Raw genomic sequence first — 17,822 nt, 5'->3', positions numbered from 1 at the left:
CCCAAAAAGACAATACCTATTCTAATAGCTGTTCCCTATGACTTTCAATGTACTTCACAGATTCATTGGACTTGCGATTGCGTTTTCTTATTATACGCGGCCGAAGTACAAACCAATTTAGAGCAAAATTGTTTTGTAAGTTATCAACGGTATGTTTCCATACCTCACCAGAACACGCGAAGCCTGAAATCAGAATAATGGCTTGTTTTCCATCACCTACACGTTGCACAGAAAAGGATTGAGCAAAGCCCGTATCTATGATACCCAATAACACGACACACAGCAGACCGACTATACAAATTAAATTCTTCATAACTTTAGTCTTTTTCCATTTAGATACGAAACCATGTGGAATGTTACAAAATCAAGTGTTTTTTCGCTTGGTGTTTTTCCTAAAAAATAAAAAACGCCCGACTTTACATTTTGGGGTGTAAAATCGGGTGCTTATTTTATAAAACATTGATTTTCAATATTTATTGCGGTGCGTACGGGACTCGAACCCGTGACCCCATGCGTGACAGGCATGTATTCTAACCAACTGAACTAACGCACCAATATGTTTTTGTTTCACTTGCAATCTTTCCTGATTGTGGGTGCAAAGGTACAACAAATTTCGATTCACACAAATTTTCTCGAATTATTTTTAGAAAAAACGCCTAAATGTTTCATATTTCAATAATAATTATTACTTTGGTATGATAAACAAATCATATAGCACTAATGAGCATGAACATGCATATCTTTCAGGTTGAATCGAATAAGGTACTTCCACATGTAGGAAGCATCCTTATTGCATCTCCATTGCTGTATGATTACCATTTCGCACGGACTGTTGTATTGATGGTAACTCATGACAGAGAAGGAAGTATGGGCATTGTCATGAATAAAGATTTCCGGTACCATATAACCCTCAACCAACTGGTTCCGGACCTACATTCCGTCCCCTCCATTCCAGTCTATAAAGGAGGACCGGTAGGTAGGGATACTCTATTCTTTATTCATACGCTAAAGGACCTTAACGGTGCAATCAACCTTGGAAACGGATTGTACCTGAACGGTGATTTCAATGAATTGCAGAACTACATTCTTGAAGGAAACCCCATTGAAGGGAATATCCGCTTCTTTGCCGGCTATGCCGGATGGGAACATGAGCAACTGGAAAGGGAAATAGAAGACAATTCCTGGTTTACCGGTGTTACCGACAAACATCTATTACTGGACTATAACTATAAAAGGCTATGGCAGGCCAGCATGTTCACTTTAGGAAATTCTTATGCCTTATGGGCCAAATATCCACAATACCCGTCATGTAATTGAAGAAGCGATCTTCTGCAGAATGCAGACATCCCTATAACCGGAACCGGAATGTAACCAGTCGGTCAATATCCCCGATAATTTATATCCTGCCGATTCAAACAAAGCCATACCGGCTATATTATCCTTACAGACATAGACATACAGCTGATGGATACCCAGCAACATAAAACAATGCTTTTCCAACAGCTGTAAGGCTGTCTGTGCTATCCCCTGTCTACGGTATTCCCGACGGATTACCATTCCCACCTCGGCACGGCGGTGACGGTTATCGTATGAAAACAGGTCTACAATACCGGCAACCTCCCCCGAATCCATTTCTATCATCAGGCGAAGCTGTCCGTCGGTAAAGAGGTTGTTCTGTGATTCGGCTATATACCGCTTTAGCTGATAACGAGAATACGGTCCTGTAGCAATTCCGTTTTCCCACAACTCTTCATCATTCTCGAACGAAAACATGATATCCAGGTCTTCCGGCTCCGGAGCCCGCAAGCGGATTTTATCGGTATATAAAGCAGCCGCCATACTTTATTGATTTAAATTCTGCAAATCAAGCTCTTCCAGCATACGTTCACGGGTAGGGACACAGAACAATGCAGCCACCATGACCATACAGCCACACAGCACCCCGGTGGTGTTCATCGTCCAGTAATAGACCGACAGATTCAACAATGCCGGAACGAGGAGCAAGGCTATGCGCACTTCATTCCAGCGTCGGTAACTCCGCAAGGCCTCCTCCAGGGCCAGGCTGCGCACATACCTGGTGAGCGAAAGGCTGAAGAGACGTAACGACAAAGGTATCAATGCAACGGCCATCAATATGCCGACAACCTCCAACATATATTCCATACGGACATCGCCTGCCATTATCCCCTGCGGCAAAATATCAGACTCATACAACACAACCAGCAAGAGGCTGGCAAACCAGAACACGCCGTATTCTATTCTCAGGCAATTAAGCAGCCGGCTAATTTCCTTTTCCATCTTCTTTCTCTCATGTTTTTACATAGTTCCTGTAAATAAGGTACGGTTCACTATAGAGCGCCCCAATGTCACTTCATCCGTATATTCCAGCTCATCGCCTATGGAGATTCCCCGTGCTATCATCGTCAGTTTGACCTCAGGATAAGGAGCCAGTTTCCGGAAAATATAGAAATTGGTCGTGTCACCTTCCATTGTAGAGCTCAACGCAAGGATCACTTCCTTGACCGTTCCGCTTTTCACTCTTTCAACCAGACTTTCAATCTGCAGATCGGAAGGACCGATTCCTTCCATAGGTGAAATCACTCCTCCCAGTACATGATACAGTCCGCGGTACTGCTGCGTATTCTCCACAGCCATTACGTCACGGATGTTCTCCACCACACAAACCGTAGAAGCATCACGCGAAGGGTTCGAACAGATCTGGCACACTTCCGTATCGGATATATTATGACATACCTTACAATATTTCACCTCATGCTTCAGCTTGATGACCGCATTCCCGAAAGCTTCCACCGTCTGGGTATCCTGCCGCAACAGGTGCAGAACCAGCCGCATGGCTGTCTTACGGCCAATTCCGGGAAGTTTGGCAAACTCGCCTACAGCCTTTTCCAATAAAACAGACGGATATTGTTGATTCATTGTTTCCTTATTTGCCGGCAAATATAGATAAAATTCACGTATATTTGCCGACAAAAGAAAAATCATGAATGGAATTTATATCCTTGTAACCATACTTGCCTACTTCAGTATCCTTCTTCTAATAGCCCGTTTCACCGGCGAAAAGCACAGTGACAACGACGCATTCTTCCGCGGGAACAGGCAATCCCCCTGGTATATCGTATCCTTCGGTATGATAGGAGCCTCACTTTCCGGAGTCACATTCGTCTCGGTACCCGGTATGGTACGAAGCATCGACATGACCTATATGCAGACCTGTCTCGGATTCCTGTTCGGCTACCTGATTATCGCCCATGTATTGCTGCCGCTCTATTACCGGCTTAACCTGACATCAATCTATACCTACCTGGGAGAACGGATAGGACGACATTCCTACAAGACCGGAGCAACCTTTTTCCTTCTGTCCAAAATGCTGGGAGCCGCTGCCCGGCTATATCTGGTATGCATCATCCTGCAGCATTATGTATTCGACGCCTATCGGATACCGTTTGCCGTCACCGCCATCGGAACCGTAATCCTTATCTGGCTCTATACACGCAAAAGCGGCATCCGTACCATCGTATGGACCGACAGTCTCCAGACCTTCTGCCTGCTGCTGGCACTTGTCCTCATTATCGTACAAGTAACCAAGAGCATGGATCTTAACTTCGGCGGAGTAATCAGGACAATACAGGAAAGCGGTCATAACCGTATATTCGTTTTCGATGACTGGGGTTCAAAACAGAATTTCTTCAAACAGTTTTTCAGCGGTATCTTCATCACAATTGTCATGACTGGCCTGGACCAGGACATGATACAGAAAAACCTGACCTGCCGCAACCTGAAAGATGCACAGAAAAACATGTATTGTTACGGCTGTTCATTCGTCCCGGTCAACTTCCTTTTTCTGATTCTGGGAATACTGTTGCTTGCCGCCGCCCCTCAGATGGGGATAACCTTACCCGAAAAAGGAGACGATATACTGCCACTGTTTGCCGCAGAAGGTTATTTGGGACCAACAGTACTGATACTCTTTACAATAGGTATCATTGCCGCCGCATTCTCCAGTGCCGACTCGGCCCTGACAGCCCTCACCACCTGTTTCTGCATTGATATCATTGACATACGTAAATATTCCGAACCCGACGCACAACGCATACGGAAACAGGCCCATCTTCTGATTTCGGCCGTATTCATCGGATGCATACTGGCTTTCGAAGCTGTCGGAAGCCAAAGTGTCATAGATTCCATCTATACGCTGGCGTCCTATACCTACGGACCTCTACTGGGACTTTTCACTTTCGGCCTGTTTACCAAAAGACACACGCGCGACCGCCTTGTCCCCTATATAGCCATAGCCTCTCCCATCATCTGTTACGCCATCTACCGGAGCGTATACCTCACTACCGGATACCAGTTCGGATATGAAATTTTGATGTTGAACGGACTGTTGACCTTCTTCGGATTATACCTGTCCAGTTTTCGGAAATGTTAAAAAACTGATTTTAAACATAAAAAATATATTCTTGCAGATTATTCTCTTTCCTAAAAACTGATTAGATTTGCAACCGACAACTCAAAAATTTAATAACTATTATGAAAACACTATTTGTTACACTATTATGTTGTCTGATGAGCATTAACCTGCTGTCCGGACAATCCCTTAACCGACCGCAAGGAGACAATTATATCAAAGGCGTAGAAGCCTTGAACAACGGAGATGTAGAAAAGGCCTACAAATACCTGAACGAAGAAATCAACCGGAACCCGAACAACGGATATGCACATTGTTATATGGCTTTGATCTGCAACGTGGCGGGCGATATGAAACTGGCCCTCCAAGCTGCCAACACCAGCCTTGAACTGATTCCGGAAAATGATGCCGAATACCGCTCATTCGCCTATTTTACACGGGGTTCCCTCCTCATGAACGCAAAGGACTACGCCGATGCTGAAAAAGATCTGAGCGAAGCTATCCGCCTGACACCCAATGACGCTGAAAACTATCGGACCCGTGCGGAAATCTATCTCAACAGCGGTAACTACGAAGCTTCGCTTGCCGATATTCAGTCTGCATTGAAACTTGACAGCCAAGCCGATGTATTCGACCTGATGCAACAGCTTATCATGGCCAATCCGGACCCGACATTCATGGACCGGGTTACAACAAGCTATCAGGGAATAACGGCCGAACGCTAAATAGTATCATCATCAGTATCAGCCCGTAAGGGGAAAAAAGGCAGCAAATTGCTGCCTTTTTTTATTTCTGTAATCCGCTACAATACAGAGAATGTCCTGAATTTTGCCAAGAAGAATCTTTTTGTTACTTTTGCAATGTTTTTACAGAAAACTATAACATTTTATCAATATAACAAAAATGAATCCAACAAAAGGACATCCAAAAGGACTTTATCTCCTTTTCGTAACCGAAATGTGGGAACGTTTCAGTTACTACGGCATGCGTGCATTGTTCATGCTGTATATGGTACAGGCACTTCTTTTCGACAAAGAATTCGCATCGCAAGTATACGGAAGTTATACCGGATTGGTTTATCTGACTCCGCTGATAGGTGGCTATATAGCCGACCGCTACTGGGGAAACCGGCGTTCTATCGTAGTTGGGGCACTGACCATGGCAGTAGGACAATTCTTCCTCTTCCTGAGCGCCTGCTATTTCCACCAGATAGGACTAGCCAAATGGCTCATGTTCTGCGGCCTCGGTCTGCTGATCTTAGGAAACGGTTTTTTCAAGCCAAACATCTCCACCATGGTAGGCCGCCTCTATACCGACAACGATACACGGAAAGACTCGGCATTCACCATTTTCTACATGGGCGTCAACGCAGGTTCGATGCTGGCCCCGCTGGTATGCGGACTTGTGGGGAATACCGGACATCCGGAAGATTTCAAATGGGGGTTCCTCTCGGCATGCATAGGTATGATTCTGGGAGCAGCCGTATTCTCTATCTTTAAGAACAGATACATTCATGACCCCGAAGGGAATCCTGTAGGAATCGCTCCCAAGCGGAAACCGGCAGATTCCGAAGCGCAGACACCCAAAGACAAGAACGGGAACAAACGGACAACCTGGATGGTGGCGGGAACCGTCATTCTTACAGTCCTGTTTTCCGTCAACTGGGGAAATACAGGTGAAGGACTTTTTACCGGAGCCGACTGGATAGGCTCCATCATCTATGCCACAACCATTGTAATTCCGATAACAATCATTACCGACCGGAGCCTGACAAGAACCGAAAAGACACGCATCGGAGTAATCTATATCATAGCCTTTTTCGTCATCTTCTTCTGGGCCGCCTACGAACAGGCAGGAGCTTCACTGACGTTTTTCGCCGACGAACAGACCGACCGTATGATAGGTGGATGGGAAATGCCAGCGGCCTATTTCCAGTCGTTCAACCCCATCATGATTGTTGTACTGGCTCCTATACTGGCTTCATTCTGGTCCTTCCTGGGCCGGAAAGGGATTGAGCCGAGTTCACCCCGCAAACAGGCTATCGGACTGTTCCTGCTATCTATGGGATACCTGTTTATCGCATACGGAGTAAAGGACGTGGCTCCGGGAGTAAAGGTAAGCATGCTGTGGCTGACCGGACTTTACCTCATACACACCATCGGTGAACTTTGCCTGGCCCCAATCGGACTGTCGCTCGTATACAGGCTCTCCCCGCTCCGTTTCTCTTCCCTGCTCATGGGAGTATGGTATCTCAGCACATCGGCGGCCAACAAGTTTGCAGGTGTATTAAGCGGTTATTATCCGGAAGGAGGTATGGCCAGAAGCTTTATGGGATACCAGATCACCAACCTGTATGAATTCTTCATGCTGTTCGTATTCATGAGCGGTACGGCAGCCGTCATCCTCTTCCTGCTTTCAGGCAAGCTCAACGGAATGATGAAAGGCACTGAATAATCCTCTGCTATTTATCCATAAAAAAGAGTCGCCCGGCACCGGCCGAAGCGACTCTTTTTTATGGATATTTTATTCTGTAATATACTGGTTAATGTCTTAACAGTTCACTACACGTTCAAGCCATTTGACCATTCCAAGCATAACGCCCATCGAAATCAGACATACCACAAAGAAAACTGCCCAACATTCCCAGATAGGAAGTTTGTTATACATCAGCGGACCGATCCACAGGAAGATGTTACCAACAGCGGTAGCTCCCAGCCACAATCCCTGGCACAATCCCTGCACATTCTTTGGAGCAACTTTCGAAACAAATGAAAGCCCCAGCGGAGAAATGAACAGCTCGGCAACGGTGAGGAAGAAATAAACCACAATCAAGACCCATGGACCTGCCTTTACACCTGCTTTGGCCGAGTCGGACAACGCCTTGAAATCGGTGGCGGAAGGATAGTCCATAACACCGGAATAAATAGCCAGGAACAAGTAAGCGATACCCGCTACAGCCATACCGATGGCAATTTTTCTAGGAGTAGAAATCTCTTTGCCGCGGCGTGTGAACATCCCGAAGAACCACATGATGATCGGAGTCAGCACAATCACGAAGAATGGATTCACTGCCTGCCAAATTTCGGGAGCGATACTTTCGGTCACCACAAAGTCACGCGCGAAGAGGGAAAGCGACTGACCGTTCTGATGGAATGAGAACCAGAAGAAGATTACGATGGCCAGCACGGCGAACAAGGCATACATACGCTGCTTGATTTCCTTGGCCATGGCAGCCTTCTCTTCCGGAGTATAACCGGCAGCACTTTGGGCTGTCTTCTTGCCCGGGGTAGGGAACACATTCCGGTTGATGATGAAGATAAACAAGGAAATGAGCATAGCCAGTACCGAAGCGATGAAGGAATAATGGATACCGGTGTTGAACACATCAAGATACTCCGTACAGAACGCAGTCATATCGCCTGTCATGGTACCTCCTACCTTGACTACCAGCTCAGACATGTTCTGGAAACTTTCGGCGGCCATACCTGCACCTTCCTTAAGATACTGGTGACACAATGCAGGAAGATCGGCGTTATAAGCCAGACTGTGTGCTTTCAGCCACCACTCTCTCAGCAACGGAGCCACGAACGGGGCTACCAGACCACCCACATTGATGAATACGTAGAATATCTGGAAACCGGAATCACGGCGACTTCTGGCAACCTTGAGGGCCTCGGGACCCTTTTCGGCAGCTTCCTTTTCATAATTGTCATACATCTGGCCCACAATAGCCTGCAGGTTCCCCTTGAACAGACCGTTACCGAAAGCAATCAGGAATAATGCCACACAGGTAAGCGGCAACAGCCAGCCGATATTGTTTTCGGTAGACAATACCGGAACAGAAAGGATTACATATCCCAAGGACATCACTATCAGCCCGGACATGATAGTAGCCTTATAATTTTGTGTCTTGTCGGCAATGATACCCCCAACCAGGCTCAATACATAGATGCCACAATAAAATACCGAATAGATGATGGAACTGGTTTCGTCACTCAAGCCGAACTTGGAACAGAGAAACAACACCAGCACGGCATTCATGATGTAATAGCCAAAACGTTCGCCCATGTTGGATATTGCTGCTGCCAGCAAACCTTTAGGATGATTTTTGAACATAAGTCAATGAATTTTTTTAAGGATTAATAATTATTTATCCGCAAATATATAATAAAGTGGCGAATATTTACACATTTTGTCGGAATTTAAGCCGTATAAACATCCGGAACGGCAAAAAAGAACTTGATATTCTGCCAAAAGAACTTGAATTTTCTGAAAAAAGAATTTGAAATGTCAATGAAAACGCCTTGACGGACCAGTTAAAAGGACTTGAACTTCCAGACAAAAGAACTTGAAGATTTCCATCCGGCCTGCGGCACAGGTTCACCTTTACCGACAAAGGACGGATTTTCATCTCTTACAATGTAAGTAATTCAACTACTTTTATTAATTTTGCAACCTAAACCGTATATATTGATTAGTATTAACAAACGAAATAGAAAAATGGAATTAGCAAGTAAGTACAATCCCGCTGACGTGGAGGGAAAATGGTACCAGTATTGGCTGGACAACAAACTTTTCAGTTCTAAACCCGACGGACGTGAACCTTACACCGTCGTCATTCCGCCGCCAAACGTTACCGGAGTGCTCCACATGGGACACATGCTTAACAATACCATTCAGGATATTCTGGTCCGCCGCGCCCGCATGATGGGTAAGAACGCCTGCTGGGTACCGGGAACCGACCACGCTTCTATCGCCACAGAAGCCAAAGTAGTAAACAAGCTTGCCCAGCAGGGAATCAAGAAGACCGACCTTACCCGTGAGGAATTCCTGAAACATGCATGGGCATGGACCGAAGAGCACGGAGGTATCATATTGAAACAACTCCGCAAACTGGGTGCTTCATGTGACTGGGATCGCACCGCCTTCACCATGGACGAGAAGCGTAGTGCAAGCGTCATCAAAGTTTTTGTTGACCTATACAACAAAGGCCTGATATACCGAGGCGTACGTATGGTAAACTGGGACCCGAAAGCCCTGACAGCCCTGAGCGATGAGGAAGTAATCTACAAGGAAGAACACAGCAAGCTGTACTATCTCCGTTACTACGTGGCCAATGACGATATGAGCGGTGAAACCGGTGAAGAAGGCGAAGTAGTCCACCGTGATGCCCAGGGACGCCGTTACGCTGTAGTGGCCACAACCCGTCCGGAAACCATCATGGGTGATACCGCCATGTGTATCAATCCAAACGATCCGAAAAACCACTGGCTGAAAGGCAAACAGGTCATCGTACCGCTGGTAAACCGTGTTATTCCGGTTATCGAAGACGATTATGTAGACATCGAATTCGGTACAGGATGTCTGAAAGTTACTCCGGCCCACGATGTGAACGACTACATGCTGGGTGAAAAATACAACCTGAAATCGATCGATATCTTCAATGACAACGGTACTTTGAGCGAAGCTGCCGGCATGTATGTGGGCATGGACCGTTTCGATGTACGTGAACAGATTGAAAAGGACCTGGACGCTGCCGGACTGCTGGAAAAGGTGGAAGCCTATACCAACAAGGTGGGTTTCTCCGAACGTACCAACGTGGCCATTGAGCCGAAGCTTTCCATGCAGTGGTTCCTGAAGATGAAACACTTTGCCGATATGGCCTTGCCGCCCGTAATGAACGACGAGCTGAAGTTCTATCCGGCCAAATACAAGAATACGTACCGCAACTGGCTGGAAAACATCAAAGACTGGTGTATCAGCCGTCAATTGTGGTGGGGACACCGCATTCCGGCCTATTACCTGCCGCAAGGCGGCTATGTGGTAGCCGAAACCCCGGAACAGGCTCTCGAACTGGCAAAACAGAAAACAGGTAACCAGAACCTGAAACCGGAAGACCTGCGTCAGGACGACGACTGTCTGGATACCTGGTTCTCATCCTGGCTGTGGCCGATCTCCCTGTTCGACGGCATCAACAATCCGGGCAATGAAGAAATAAAATACTACTACCCTACTTCCGACCTGGTAACCGGTCCGGACATCATCTTCTTCTGGGTAGCCCGTATGATCATGGCTGGCTACGAATACATGGGCGACATGCCGTTCAAGAACGTTTACTTTACCGGTATCGTACGCGACAAGCTGGGACGCAAGATGTCAAAGTCACTGGGTAATTCACCCGATCCGCTGGAACTGATCGACAAATACGGTGCCGACGGTGTACGTATGGGTATGATGCTCTCGGCTCCGGCCGGTAACGACATTCTGTTCGACGACGCACTCTGCGAACAGGGACGTAACTTCAACAACAAGATCTGGAATGCCTTCCGCCTGGTCAAGGGATGGAATGTAGCCGACATGGAACAGCCGGAATATGCCAAACTGGCTACAGAATGGTTTGATGCCATGCTGTGCAAGACGGCAGCCGAAGTAAACGACCTCTTCGGCAAATATCGTCTGAGCGAAGCCCTGATGGCTGTATACAAACTGTTCTGGGACGAATTCTCAAGCTGGTACCTCGAAATGGTGAAACCGGCCTATGGCCAGCCTATCGACAAGACAACGTATGAAAAGACTTTGGAATTCTTCGACACCCTGCTGAAACTGCTGCATCCGTTCATGCCGTTCATCACCGAAGAATTGTGGCAGCATATCTACGATCGTAAACCGGGAGAAAGCATCATGGTACAGCTCTTGCAGATTTCCGACAAATACGATGAGAAGATCATTGCACAGTTCGAAGCCGTAAAAGAAGTGATCGGTGGTATCCGTACCATCCGTCTGCAGAAGAACATCGCACAGAAAGAAGCCCTGTCACTGGAAGTGATAGGTGAAAGCCCGGTTGCCACATTCAATCCGGTCATAGCCAAACTGTGCAACCTGTCATCCATCAATATGGTAGGCAACAAGGCAGAAGGTGCTGCAGCCTTCATGGTGGGAACAACCGAATACGCAGTACCTCTGGGTAACCTGATTAATGTGGAAGAAGAACTGAAAAAACTTGAAGCCGATCTTAAATACCAAGAAGGTTTCCTCCAGAGTGTCATGAAGAAGCTGGGCAATGAAAAGTTTGTAAGCAAAGCTCCGGCAAATGTCATCGAAATGGAACGTAAGAAGCAAGCCGACGCAGAAACGAAGATTGCAGCCTTGAAAGAAAGCATTGCAGCTTTGAAAAAATAAACGACAGAATACCTTGAAAACGGCAACATATTATCGACACGGCTTTTATGAAAATTCATAAAAGCCGTGCTCTTTTTTATAGACAATCCCTACGGAAAGAATAAAAAAAGCGGCTATCCCAACATCACTGCCAGAATAGCCTCATACATCAGGTCAGAATTAATTAACAGATAACGTTATTTTGATTGGAAAAGTTCAGCCAGCTTCTCTGCCAAAGCCTCACCTCGAACATTCTCTCCTATAATCGTTTTATTCATATCTATCAGATACATGGTAGGAACAAACCTTACCTTATATAAAGAAGCTATACCCTCTGTATCCAAATAATTGGGCCATGCCAACTGCTCTTCCTGCAAGGCCTTTTCCCAATCGGCCTTCTTCTTATCGATAGAGATACTTATTATCTGAAAACCTTTATCCGCATATTTAGCATATAAGTTCTTCAAATTCGGAATTTCTTTCCGGCAAGGATTACACCAGGAAGCCCAGAAATCAATCAATATATATTTTTTCCCCTGACATAACTCAGTCAAAGAAATATCTTCCCCATTCTGGCCCTTGACCGAAAAATCAGCAACTTTCAAGCCTTCCTGTCTGGGAGGCCATATCTCATCTTTCACCAATTTTCCATAATAGGAATCCTTGGCCTCCTGCGACAAGGCATTATACCAGTCGGCCTGTTCTTTTCCGAGATAAGTAAAAAGACTGATCATGGTCAATGGCCCCCAAAATGAATCCTTGTTCTGCATCACTGCATCGTAATAGGTATGTTCTACCTTAACAAAAAACAAGCTATCGGCCTCAGCAGAAGCCTTATACTCTGTCGTAGCCCTTAAAGAATCCATCAACACCTTATCCTTCCGGGAATAAGCCTTACCAAAAGCCTCTCTTATCGGACCATATTTCATGTTATTGGCATTATAGAGGGAATCAAGTGCATCGCGTACCTTCAATATACTTCTGTATTTATCAGACAATGGAGATCCGGATACTACCACTTTAGAAAAATCATAAGAAGTATAGGTTGGATGGGATTCCTTCACAATTTCTCCCTCAATCTTCATCACGACAGAACTATCGAGTACTAACGGTAAAAATCCGGCTCCTTCCTTTACTACCATTCGCACGGCAAACGGAGGATTTATCTTGCCCGAGAAACTGAAAGCTCCGTTTTTTACAACCGCCTCCGCAACCGGAGATGTATCGATGTGACTTACCGGAACCAATTGCAGACAAGTTCCATCGGACAGTCCTTTGACCGAACCTTCTATACCGAATGACGTACTTTGGGCAAACAAAAGACTTGCATTGCACAAACCCCAACCTACAAGGCACACTAATTTTTTCAATATCATCATATCAATTTACTTTTTATTTTGAAACATTCTGAGTTATCGAACCATTACCCGGATTCTTGACAGCTCCCTGAGGGAAAGGCATCGTCCACAAATGAGAATCAGGCGACAATGTCAAAGTCTTTCCGTCCACTGTCTTGGTCAGTGTCACAGGGTATTTCCCTTCTGCATTGAGGCGCCGGGCATCAATGAACGGCACTTGTGTCTGTATCATCTCATTCGCCTTTGTACGGATAATCAGGCGAACTGCCTCATCTGTTCCAGAGGCCGACAATGGAGTATAGACCTCGGGCAGTATACGTGTCTGACGGACCTTGTTTACTAAATCCATGGCTTCTTGATACTGTCCTTCACGCGCCAGACATTCGGCTTTGATAAAATAAACTTCTACGGTTGTCATTCCACCATAGTTGAAATATCCCCTCATAGTACTTACGTAATATGAACCTACGTCACCCATATCCCTTAATTTCCAACGGGCTGCCATACGGGCATCACCTTTTTCAAAACGTGAAGCCCTATCCAGCGTCAAACCACTTTCTGTAGTAGAATAGCTGGTACTTCCATGACGGAAATCATAATTCTCCACATAATCGAAACCCATCGGCGACGGCAAGCTAGTATTGAAATCAGTAGAATCTTCAATAACAGATTCATACTGCCGGTAAAAATCCACCCAGTCAAACAATGCATCATTCGCTTCCAGAGCCTTATCGGCATATTCCAATGCCTTGTCATAGTTGCCCATCTGCAGATACAGGCGTGCATAAAAGGCATCGGCCGTAGCTCTGTCGGGATGAAGGATTGTCTGTGCCTTTTCAGGCAAGTCATTATAAGCTTCTTCCATATCTTCCAGCATGAAATCATACACTTCTTTGACAGAAGGTTGCGTATAAGGGGCATTAATGTTCGCACTCAGAATAACCGGTACTCCCCCTTTTTGTGCAGCAGTTTCATCAGTATAGGTATCAGAATAATAATTGACCAGCGTAAAATAGTTCATCGCACGCAACACCTTCGCCTGAGCTACCAATGCTTTTCGTTCGGTATCGGTCGTCTCGGTCATAGAAGCGGCATTCTCGATTATCAGGTTACAAGTGGAAATAGAACTATAAGTCGTGTAATATGTTCCCTCGTCCTCATCGTTCAGTTTAATGCGGTCGGCACTTTCATCCCAATTATAATTGGCACTGTACAACGGATAATAGCTCAGATTAGACGATGACACATAACGGTCGTTCAGTAAAATCAGTTCTTGAAGTACATCCACACGCTGGCAATTATATTCGTCACGCAACAAAGCTTCGAAATCGGCCAGAGTAGTCGGGATCTTTTCACCTTTCGGTACAACAGACAGATAATCATTGCAGGACGAAAGCATTACACCTCCGGCCAGCAGTCCTGCCATAACAATTTTTGATATATATTTCTTCATATCCATTTCTGTCTACAATTAAAAATTCAAATAAATTCCCCACACCAGATTGGGATTCTCATATCCGCCTATCATGTATTTAGCTTCCTTGCTCTTCGCTATGGTAAACAGATTTTCTACATTGAACTGTACCCTGGCACTCTTCAGAAAAGCTTTGGCACACCAGGAAGAAGGGATCCTCCAGGCCAGCGACAGATTACTCAAACGGATGTTGCTGGCATCAAGAACGTTGATATCGGCGTAACTATAAATGGAACCGGAATCATACATATAATCGGGACTTTCTGAAAATACCACACGGGGCACATCGGTATACAACTCATCGCCCGGTTTCTGCCAGCGGTCGGCAACATTCGCACTTAAGGTAGACGGAATGGTAGCCAGATAACCATAGGTAATACTTGAATAAATATTGTTCAAATATGGCAGGAAGGTATTACGTACCTTATGTCCGCCTTCGTAAATGAACAGAAATGAGAATTCCAGATTCTTGTAACGCAAAGTACTGCCTACAGAACCGCTATAGGTGGGAATTGTGGATCCAGCATATACAATCGCATCCAATGATGTCGGCTGAGAAAGAACCTTTTCACCGTTCTCGTCATACACCTGAGGCAAACCATCCTCACTCAACCCAGCCCAACGGTAAGCGTAAATCGCATTATACGGATTTCCTATACGGGGATATGCTTCCGGATAATCGAGCAGCAAATAGCTCACAGGAGCTTCTACATTAACATAAGTGACTTCATTCTTGTTATGGCTATATAACAATGATATGTTCCAGCTGAAATCTCTGGTTGCAATGACATCTCCCGATAAGGATATATCCACTCCCCGATTTATCATCTCACCGTTATTGATGGAATAAGTAGAATAGCCGAAACCTTCTGTCGGAACTCCCATTGTATTGGCAAGCAAATCTTTTCCCGATTTGTTATAGAAATCTACCGAACCATTCAAACGGTTGTTGAACAGAGCGAAATCAACACCCACATTGGTCGTTATAGTCTTTTCCCATGACAATTCCGGATTAGGACGGCGACTGATGGTTCCGTAAATACCACCCACATTATAGTTGGGATAATAATTAGCTGTCATATACGGAGCCGAATCCTTGGCGATATTTCCTCCTATACCATATGAAAAACGTACCTTCAGCATATTGATCCAAGGAACTTTAAAAAATTCTTCATTCTGGACATTCCAGCTTCCCCCCACAGACCATAAAGGTTTGTTCTGGTATTTTGAATTTGTCCCCCACAGATTGGAACGGTCCCAACGCAAGCTGGCAGTAGCCGTATAACGGCCATCGTAAGTATATCCGGCATTCCCGTAGAACGAAACGAAACGGTTTATAATTTCACGCTTATACGTCATATCACGGCTGGTCCACGAACTCCCGCCCAAAATTCCCTGAATAGTAGAAAGATTATTACCGTCGATTGCGGTATAGGTCAGCATATCCGGATCATAATTATAAAGATAATTACTAGTATATTCTATTTTAGTATGACGGGTCTCCGAACCGACAATGACCGTTACATCATGCTTGTCGGCAAAAACCTTGTTGAAATCCAGCTGTTGGCGGAAATTATACGCATTGCTGTACTGGTCTTCCGTATAATAGATATTACCGTAAGGCAAATTGAAAACCACATCACCGTTATTGTCCAACGAAGCAAAACTGTTTACTTTTGATCGCACAGTATACGAATTCTTATCCATAAGTTCATCGGTCCGGAAACTTCCATACTCATATTGGAACATTGCGTTATATTTCAGCCATGGAGCAAACTGAATATTTAATTTCGCATATGAACGAGATGAAAGGTCTTTTCCGTTACTCAAGTTACATCCTATCTCATCCAACGGAGTTATATCCATGCTATATAAGCCATACTGGGCCAACGTATGCTGGTAACTCTCACTGGTACGGTCGGCCGCCGGACTGGTATAATAACTGCCATCACTGTTTACCAGACCATCATACGGCATATATGTATATCCTGGCGATAAAGCCGAATAGGTTTGTGTCGTACTGGTACCATAATTCAGGTAACTTCCCAGGTCCAATGTCAGCCATTTAGTAATCTGCAGACTGTTCATGATATTCAGGCCTAATGACTCATTACCGGAATACTTATCCTCCAGCTTATTGTTCCGGTAAGTAACCGAAGCATTGAACACATTATTCTCGGTACCCTTACCTACGCTGAGGTTATATTGCTGGGCAAAAGGATTCCGCTTGGTATATTTTTCTACGTCATTGAAGTAGCGGTATCCCTGGGATGCCATATTGTTCAGTCGGTCCTCGACTTCAGACTGTGACATCAGTCCTGCATATCCTTTCAGAATAGTGCGGATACCTCCACTGGTATAAAGTGAATTCGACAATGCAGAAGCGGCATATTCTGCAGCCCCACTTCCCTGAAGGTTAGGATTATTCTGTGCCCATTCCCTTTCGAGACCGATGATAGTAGCGGCATCAGCAATATTATCTTTATAATAAGAGTAAGGAGTCAGCGTAAAAGTACTGGAAAACGAAACATTTGTCTTTCCCTTCGCAGCTTTTTTGGTAGTAATGACTATCACTCCGTTAGCGGCACGGGCCCCATAAATGGAAGCAGCCGCAGCATCTTTCAATACAGTAATGCTTTCTATATCTTCCATATTCAATAACGGCAGATTCTCGTTTAGGTTCCCGTCCGAATCATAACGTGTATTCTCGATAGGGAATCCATCTACTACATATAAAGGAGTAGTCATCCCATTCATGGAAGTTGTACCGCGTATCAATCCGTCCGTATATCCGGATACCCTACCTTCGAGCAAGGTATTAAGAGAATTCAAACGTACCTGCTCCAATTTCTTGTTATCTACCTTGACAAACGATCCTGTAGACCGTTCACGTGATATGGTCTGATACCCGGTAACAACCACTTCCTCCAGTAATTCGGAAGTCGGTCTCATTTGAATTCTGTAATTATTATCTCCAGTCAACTTCACCCTCGATGTTTCATACCCTAAAAAAGAGACTTCAATCTCTTTCGTGACCGAAGGAAGCAAAATTCTAAAATGACCGTTCAAATCTGTAATGACAGAAGTGACCGATCCTGTTTCCGACTGGGATACCTGACGGACATGAGCTGCCGGTAAAGGCTCACCGTTCTCATCCACAACGATACCATTAACGGTCCGTTCTGCCTGTCCCCAAACAAATCCCCCCCAAAGACACGCTATGATAAATAACACAGCCTTTAGGGTCACAAGTCTGCAACAACCTAAATCTTTCATTTTTCTTTTCGCATTAATTAAAGAAAATTTCTTTGCCAAACGTCACAACTTACGTCTATTTTCCGTAGCTTGTGAAAACAAAATAATAGAAAATGTTTCAGATTTGTACAAAAAAGCCTTATCCAAA

Annotated in this window: 13 protein-coding genes and 1 tRNA gene; 5 read left to right on the top strand and 9 right to left on the bottom strand. The window is 45.1% G+C overall.

From position 1 onward, the window contains the following. Nucleotides 1-16: 16 nt before the first annotated feature. Together BQ7489_RS17640 and BQ7489_RS04230 are read right to left on the bottom strand one after the other, a co-directional pair. On the bottom strand, nt 17-313 hold the full coding sequence (locus BQ7489_RS17640) for a hypothetical protein (protein ID WP_204352740.1): 297 nt from the start codon (nt 311-313) through the stop codon (nt 17-19). Nucleotides 314-479: 166 nt separating this feature from the next. Next, nucleotides 480-553, bottom strand: a tRNA-Asp gene (locus BQ7489_RS04230). A gap of 173 nt (nt 554-726) precedes the next feature. Here BQ7489_RS04230 and BQ7489_RS04225 point away from each other — a divergent pair. After that, nucleotides 727-1,317, top strand: a complete 591-nt coding sequence (locus tag BQ7489_RS04225; protein ID WP_072532019.1) for a YqgE/AlgH family protein — start codon at nt 727-729, stop codon at nt 1,315-1,317. Here BQ7489_RS04225 and BQ7489_RS04220 read toward each other — a convergent pair. Genes BQ7489_RS04220 through recR form a run of 3 tightly spaced genes read right to left on the bottom strand, consistent with a single transcriptional unit; the run spans nt 1,306 to nt 2,937 of the window. Further along, nucleotides 1,306-1,839 (bottom strand): GNAT family N-acetyltransferase, encoded by a 534-nt coding sequence (locus tag BQ7489_RS04220; protein ID WP_072530068.1) that lies wholly within the window; start codon nt 1,837-1,839, stop codon nt 1,306-1,308. The genes BQ7489_RS04225 and BQ7489_RS04220 overlap by 12 nt on opposite strands. 3 nt (nt 1,840-1,842) lie before the next feature. Then, nucleotides 1,843-2,298, bottom strand: coding sequence for a hypothetical protein (locus BQ7489_RS04215; RefSeq protein WP_072530067.1), 456 nt, complete (start codon nt 2,296-2,298; stop codon nt 1,843-1,845). A gap of 18 nt (nt 2,299-2,316) precedes the next feature. Next, complete coding sequence (recR, locus tag BQ7489_RS04210; RefSeq protein ID WP_072532018.1) at nt 2,317-2,937, bottom strand: recombination mediator RecR; 621 nt, start codon at nt 2,935-2,937, stop codon at nt 2,317-2,319. A gap of 64 nt (nt 2,938-3,001) precedes the next feature. Here recR and BQ7489_RS04205 point away from each other — a divergent pair, with 64 nt between their 5' ends. From BQ7489_RS04205 to BQ7489_RS04195, 3 genes are all read left to right on the top strand, one after another. After that, complete coding sequence (locus tag BQ7489_RS04205) at nt 3,002-4,450, top strand: sodium:solute symporter (RefSeq protein WP_072530066.1); 1,449 nt, start codon at nt 3,002-3,004, stop codon at nt 4,448-4,450. A gap of 101 nt (nt 4,451-4,551) precedes the next feature. Beyond that, nucleotides 4,552-5,154, top strand: a complete 603-nt coding sequence (locus tag BQ7489_RS04200; RefSeq protein ID WP_072530065.1) for a tetratricopeptide repeat protein — start codon at nt 4,552-4,554, stop codon at nt 5,152-5,154. Nucleotides 5,155-5,332: 178 nt separating this feature from the next. Next, nucleotides 5,333-6,883 (top strand): peptide MFS transporter, encoded by a 1,551-nt coding sequence (locus BQ7489_RS04195; RefSeq protein WP_072530064.1) that lies wholly within the window; start codon nt 5,333-5,335, stop codon nt 6,881-6,883. A gap of 96 nt (nt 6,884-6,979) precedes the next feature. Here the strand turns inward: BQ7489_RS04195 and BQ7489_RS04190 are convergent, their stop codons facing one another. Continuing rightward, nucleotides 6,980-8,545, bottom strand: a complete 1,566-nt coding sequence (locus tag BQ7489_RS04190; protein WP_072530063.1) for a peptide MFS transporter — start codon at nt 8,543-8,545, stop codon at nt 6,980-6,982. Nucleotides 8,546-8,929: 384 nt separating this feature from the next. Here BQ7489_RS04190 and BQ7489_RS04185 point away from each other — a divergent pair, with 384 nt between their 5' ends. Further along, complete coding sequence (locus BQ7489_RS04185; protein WP_072530062.1) at nt 8,930-11,608, top strand: valine--tRNA ligase; 2,679 nt, start codon at nt 8,930-8,932, stop codon at nt 11,606-11,608. A gap of 176 nt (nt 11,609-11,784) precedes the next feature. On the opposite strand, the gene BQ7489_RS04180 is transcribed toward BQ7489_RS04185, so the two are convergent. The 3 genes from BQ7489_RS04180 to BQ7489_RS04170 are packed head-to-tail and all read right to left on the bottom strand — an operon-like array spanning nt 11,785 to nt 17,695. Beyond that, nucleotides 11,785-12,966: a redoxin domain-containing protein gene (locus BQ7489_RS04180; protein ID WP_072530061.1), complete on the bottom strand. Its 1,182-nt coding sequence runs from the start codon at nt 12,964-12,966 to the stop codon at nt 11,785-11,787. Between the two features lie 13 nt (nt 12,967-12,979). Next, entirely contained in the window at nt 12,980-14,398 is a 1,419-nt protein-coding gene (locus BQ7489_RS04175; RefSeq protein ID WP_072532017.1) for a RagB/SusD family nutrient uptake outer membrane protein, read from the bottom strand. 18 nt (nt 14,399-14,416) lie between these two features. Beyond that, nucleotides 14,417-17,695, bottom strand: a complete 3,279-nt coding sequence (locus BQ7489_RS04170; protein ID WP_072530060.1) for a SusC/RagA family TonB-linked outer membrane protein — start codon at nt 17,693-17,695, stop codon at nt 14,417-14,419. Nucleotides 17,696-17,822 lie beyond the last annotated feature (127 nt).

Source organism: Bacteroides ilei (assembly GCF_900128495.1).
GTDB classification, from domain to species: Bacteria; Bacteroidota; Bacteroidia; order Bacteroidales; family Bacteroidaceae; genus Phocaeicola; species Phocaeicola ilei.
This window is presented reverse-complemented; position numbering and strand designations above follow the sequence as displayed.

What these genes read in the sequence shown, in the direction of transcription:
- BQ7489_RS04185 (WP_072530062.1), top strand. Translation starts at nt 8,930, where the DNA reads ATGGAATTAGCAAGTAAGTACAATCCCGCTGACGTGGAGGGAAAATGG.
- BQ7489_RS04220 (WP_072530068.1), bottom strand. Translation starts at nt 1,839, where the DNA reads ATGGCGGCTGCTTTATATACCGATAAAATCCGCTTGCGGGCTCCGGAG.
- BQ7489_RS04170 (WP_072530060.1), bottom strand. Translation starts at nt 17,695, where the DNA reads ATGAAAGATTTAGGTTGTTGCAGACTTGTGACCCTAAAGGCTGTGTTA.
- BQ7489_RS04225 (WP_072532019.1), top strand. Translation starts at nt 727, where the DNA reads ATGAACATGCATATCTTTCAGGTTGAATCGAATAAGGTACTTCCACAT.
- BQ7489_RS04190 (WP_072530063.1), bottom strand. Translation starts at nt 8,545, where the DNA reads ATGTTCAAAAATCATCCTAAAGGTTTGCTGGCAGCAGCAATATCCAAC.
- BQ7489_RS04205 (WP_072530066.1), top strand. Translation starts at nt 3,002, where the DNA reads ATGAATGGAATTTATATCCTTGTAACCATACTTGCCTACTTCAGTATC.
- BQ7489_RS04175 (WP_072532017.1), bottom strand. Translation starts at nt 14,398, where the DNA reads ATGAAGAAATATATATCAAAAATTGTTATGGCAGGACTGCTGGCCGGA.
- BQ7489_RS04180 (WP_072530061.1), bottom strand. Translation starts at nt 12,966, where the DNA reads ATGATGATATTGAAAAAATTAGTGTGCCTTGTAGGTTGGGGTTTGTGC.
- BQ7489_RS04215 (WP_072530067.1), bottom strand. Translation starts at nt 2,298, where the DNA reads ATGGAAAAGGAAATTAGCCGGCTGCTTAATTGCCTGAGAATAGAATAC.
- BQ7489_RS17640 (WP_204352740.1), bottom strand. Translation starts at nt 313, where the DNA reads ATGAAGAATTTAATTTGTATAGTCGGTCTGCTGTGTGTCGTGTTATTG.
- BQ7489_RS04200 (WP_072530065.1), top strand. Translation starts at nt 4,552, where the DNA reads ATGAAAACACTATTTGTTACACTATTATGTTGTCTGATGAGCATTAAC.
- BQ7489_RS04195 (WP_072530064.1), top strand. Translation starts at nt 5,333, where the DNA reads ATGAATCCAACAAAAGGACATCCAAAAGGACTTTATCTCCTTTTCGTA.
- recR (WP_072532018.1), bottom strand. Translation starts at nt 2,937, where the DNA reads ATGAATCAACAATATCCGTCTGTTTTATTGGAAAAGGCTGTAGGCGAG.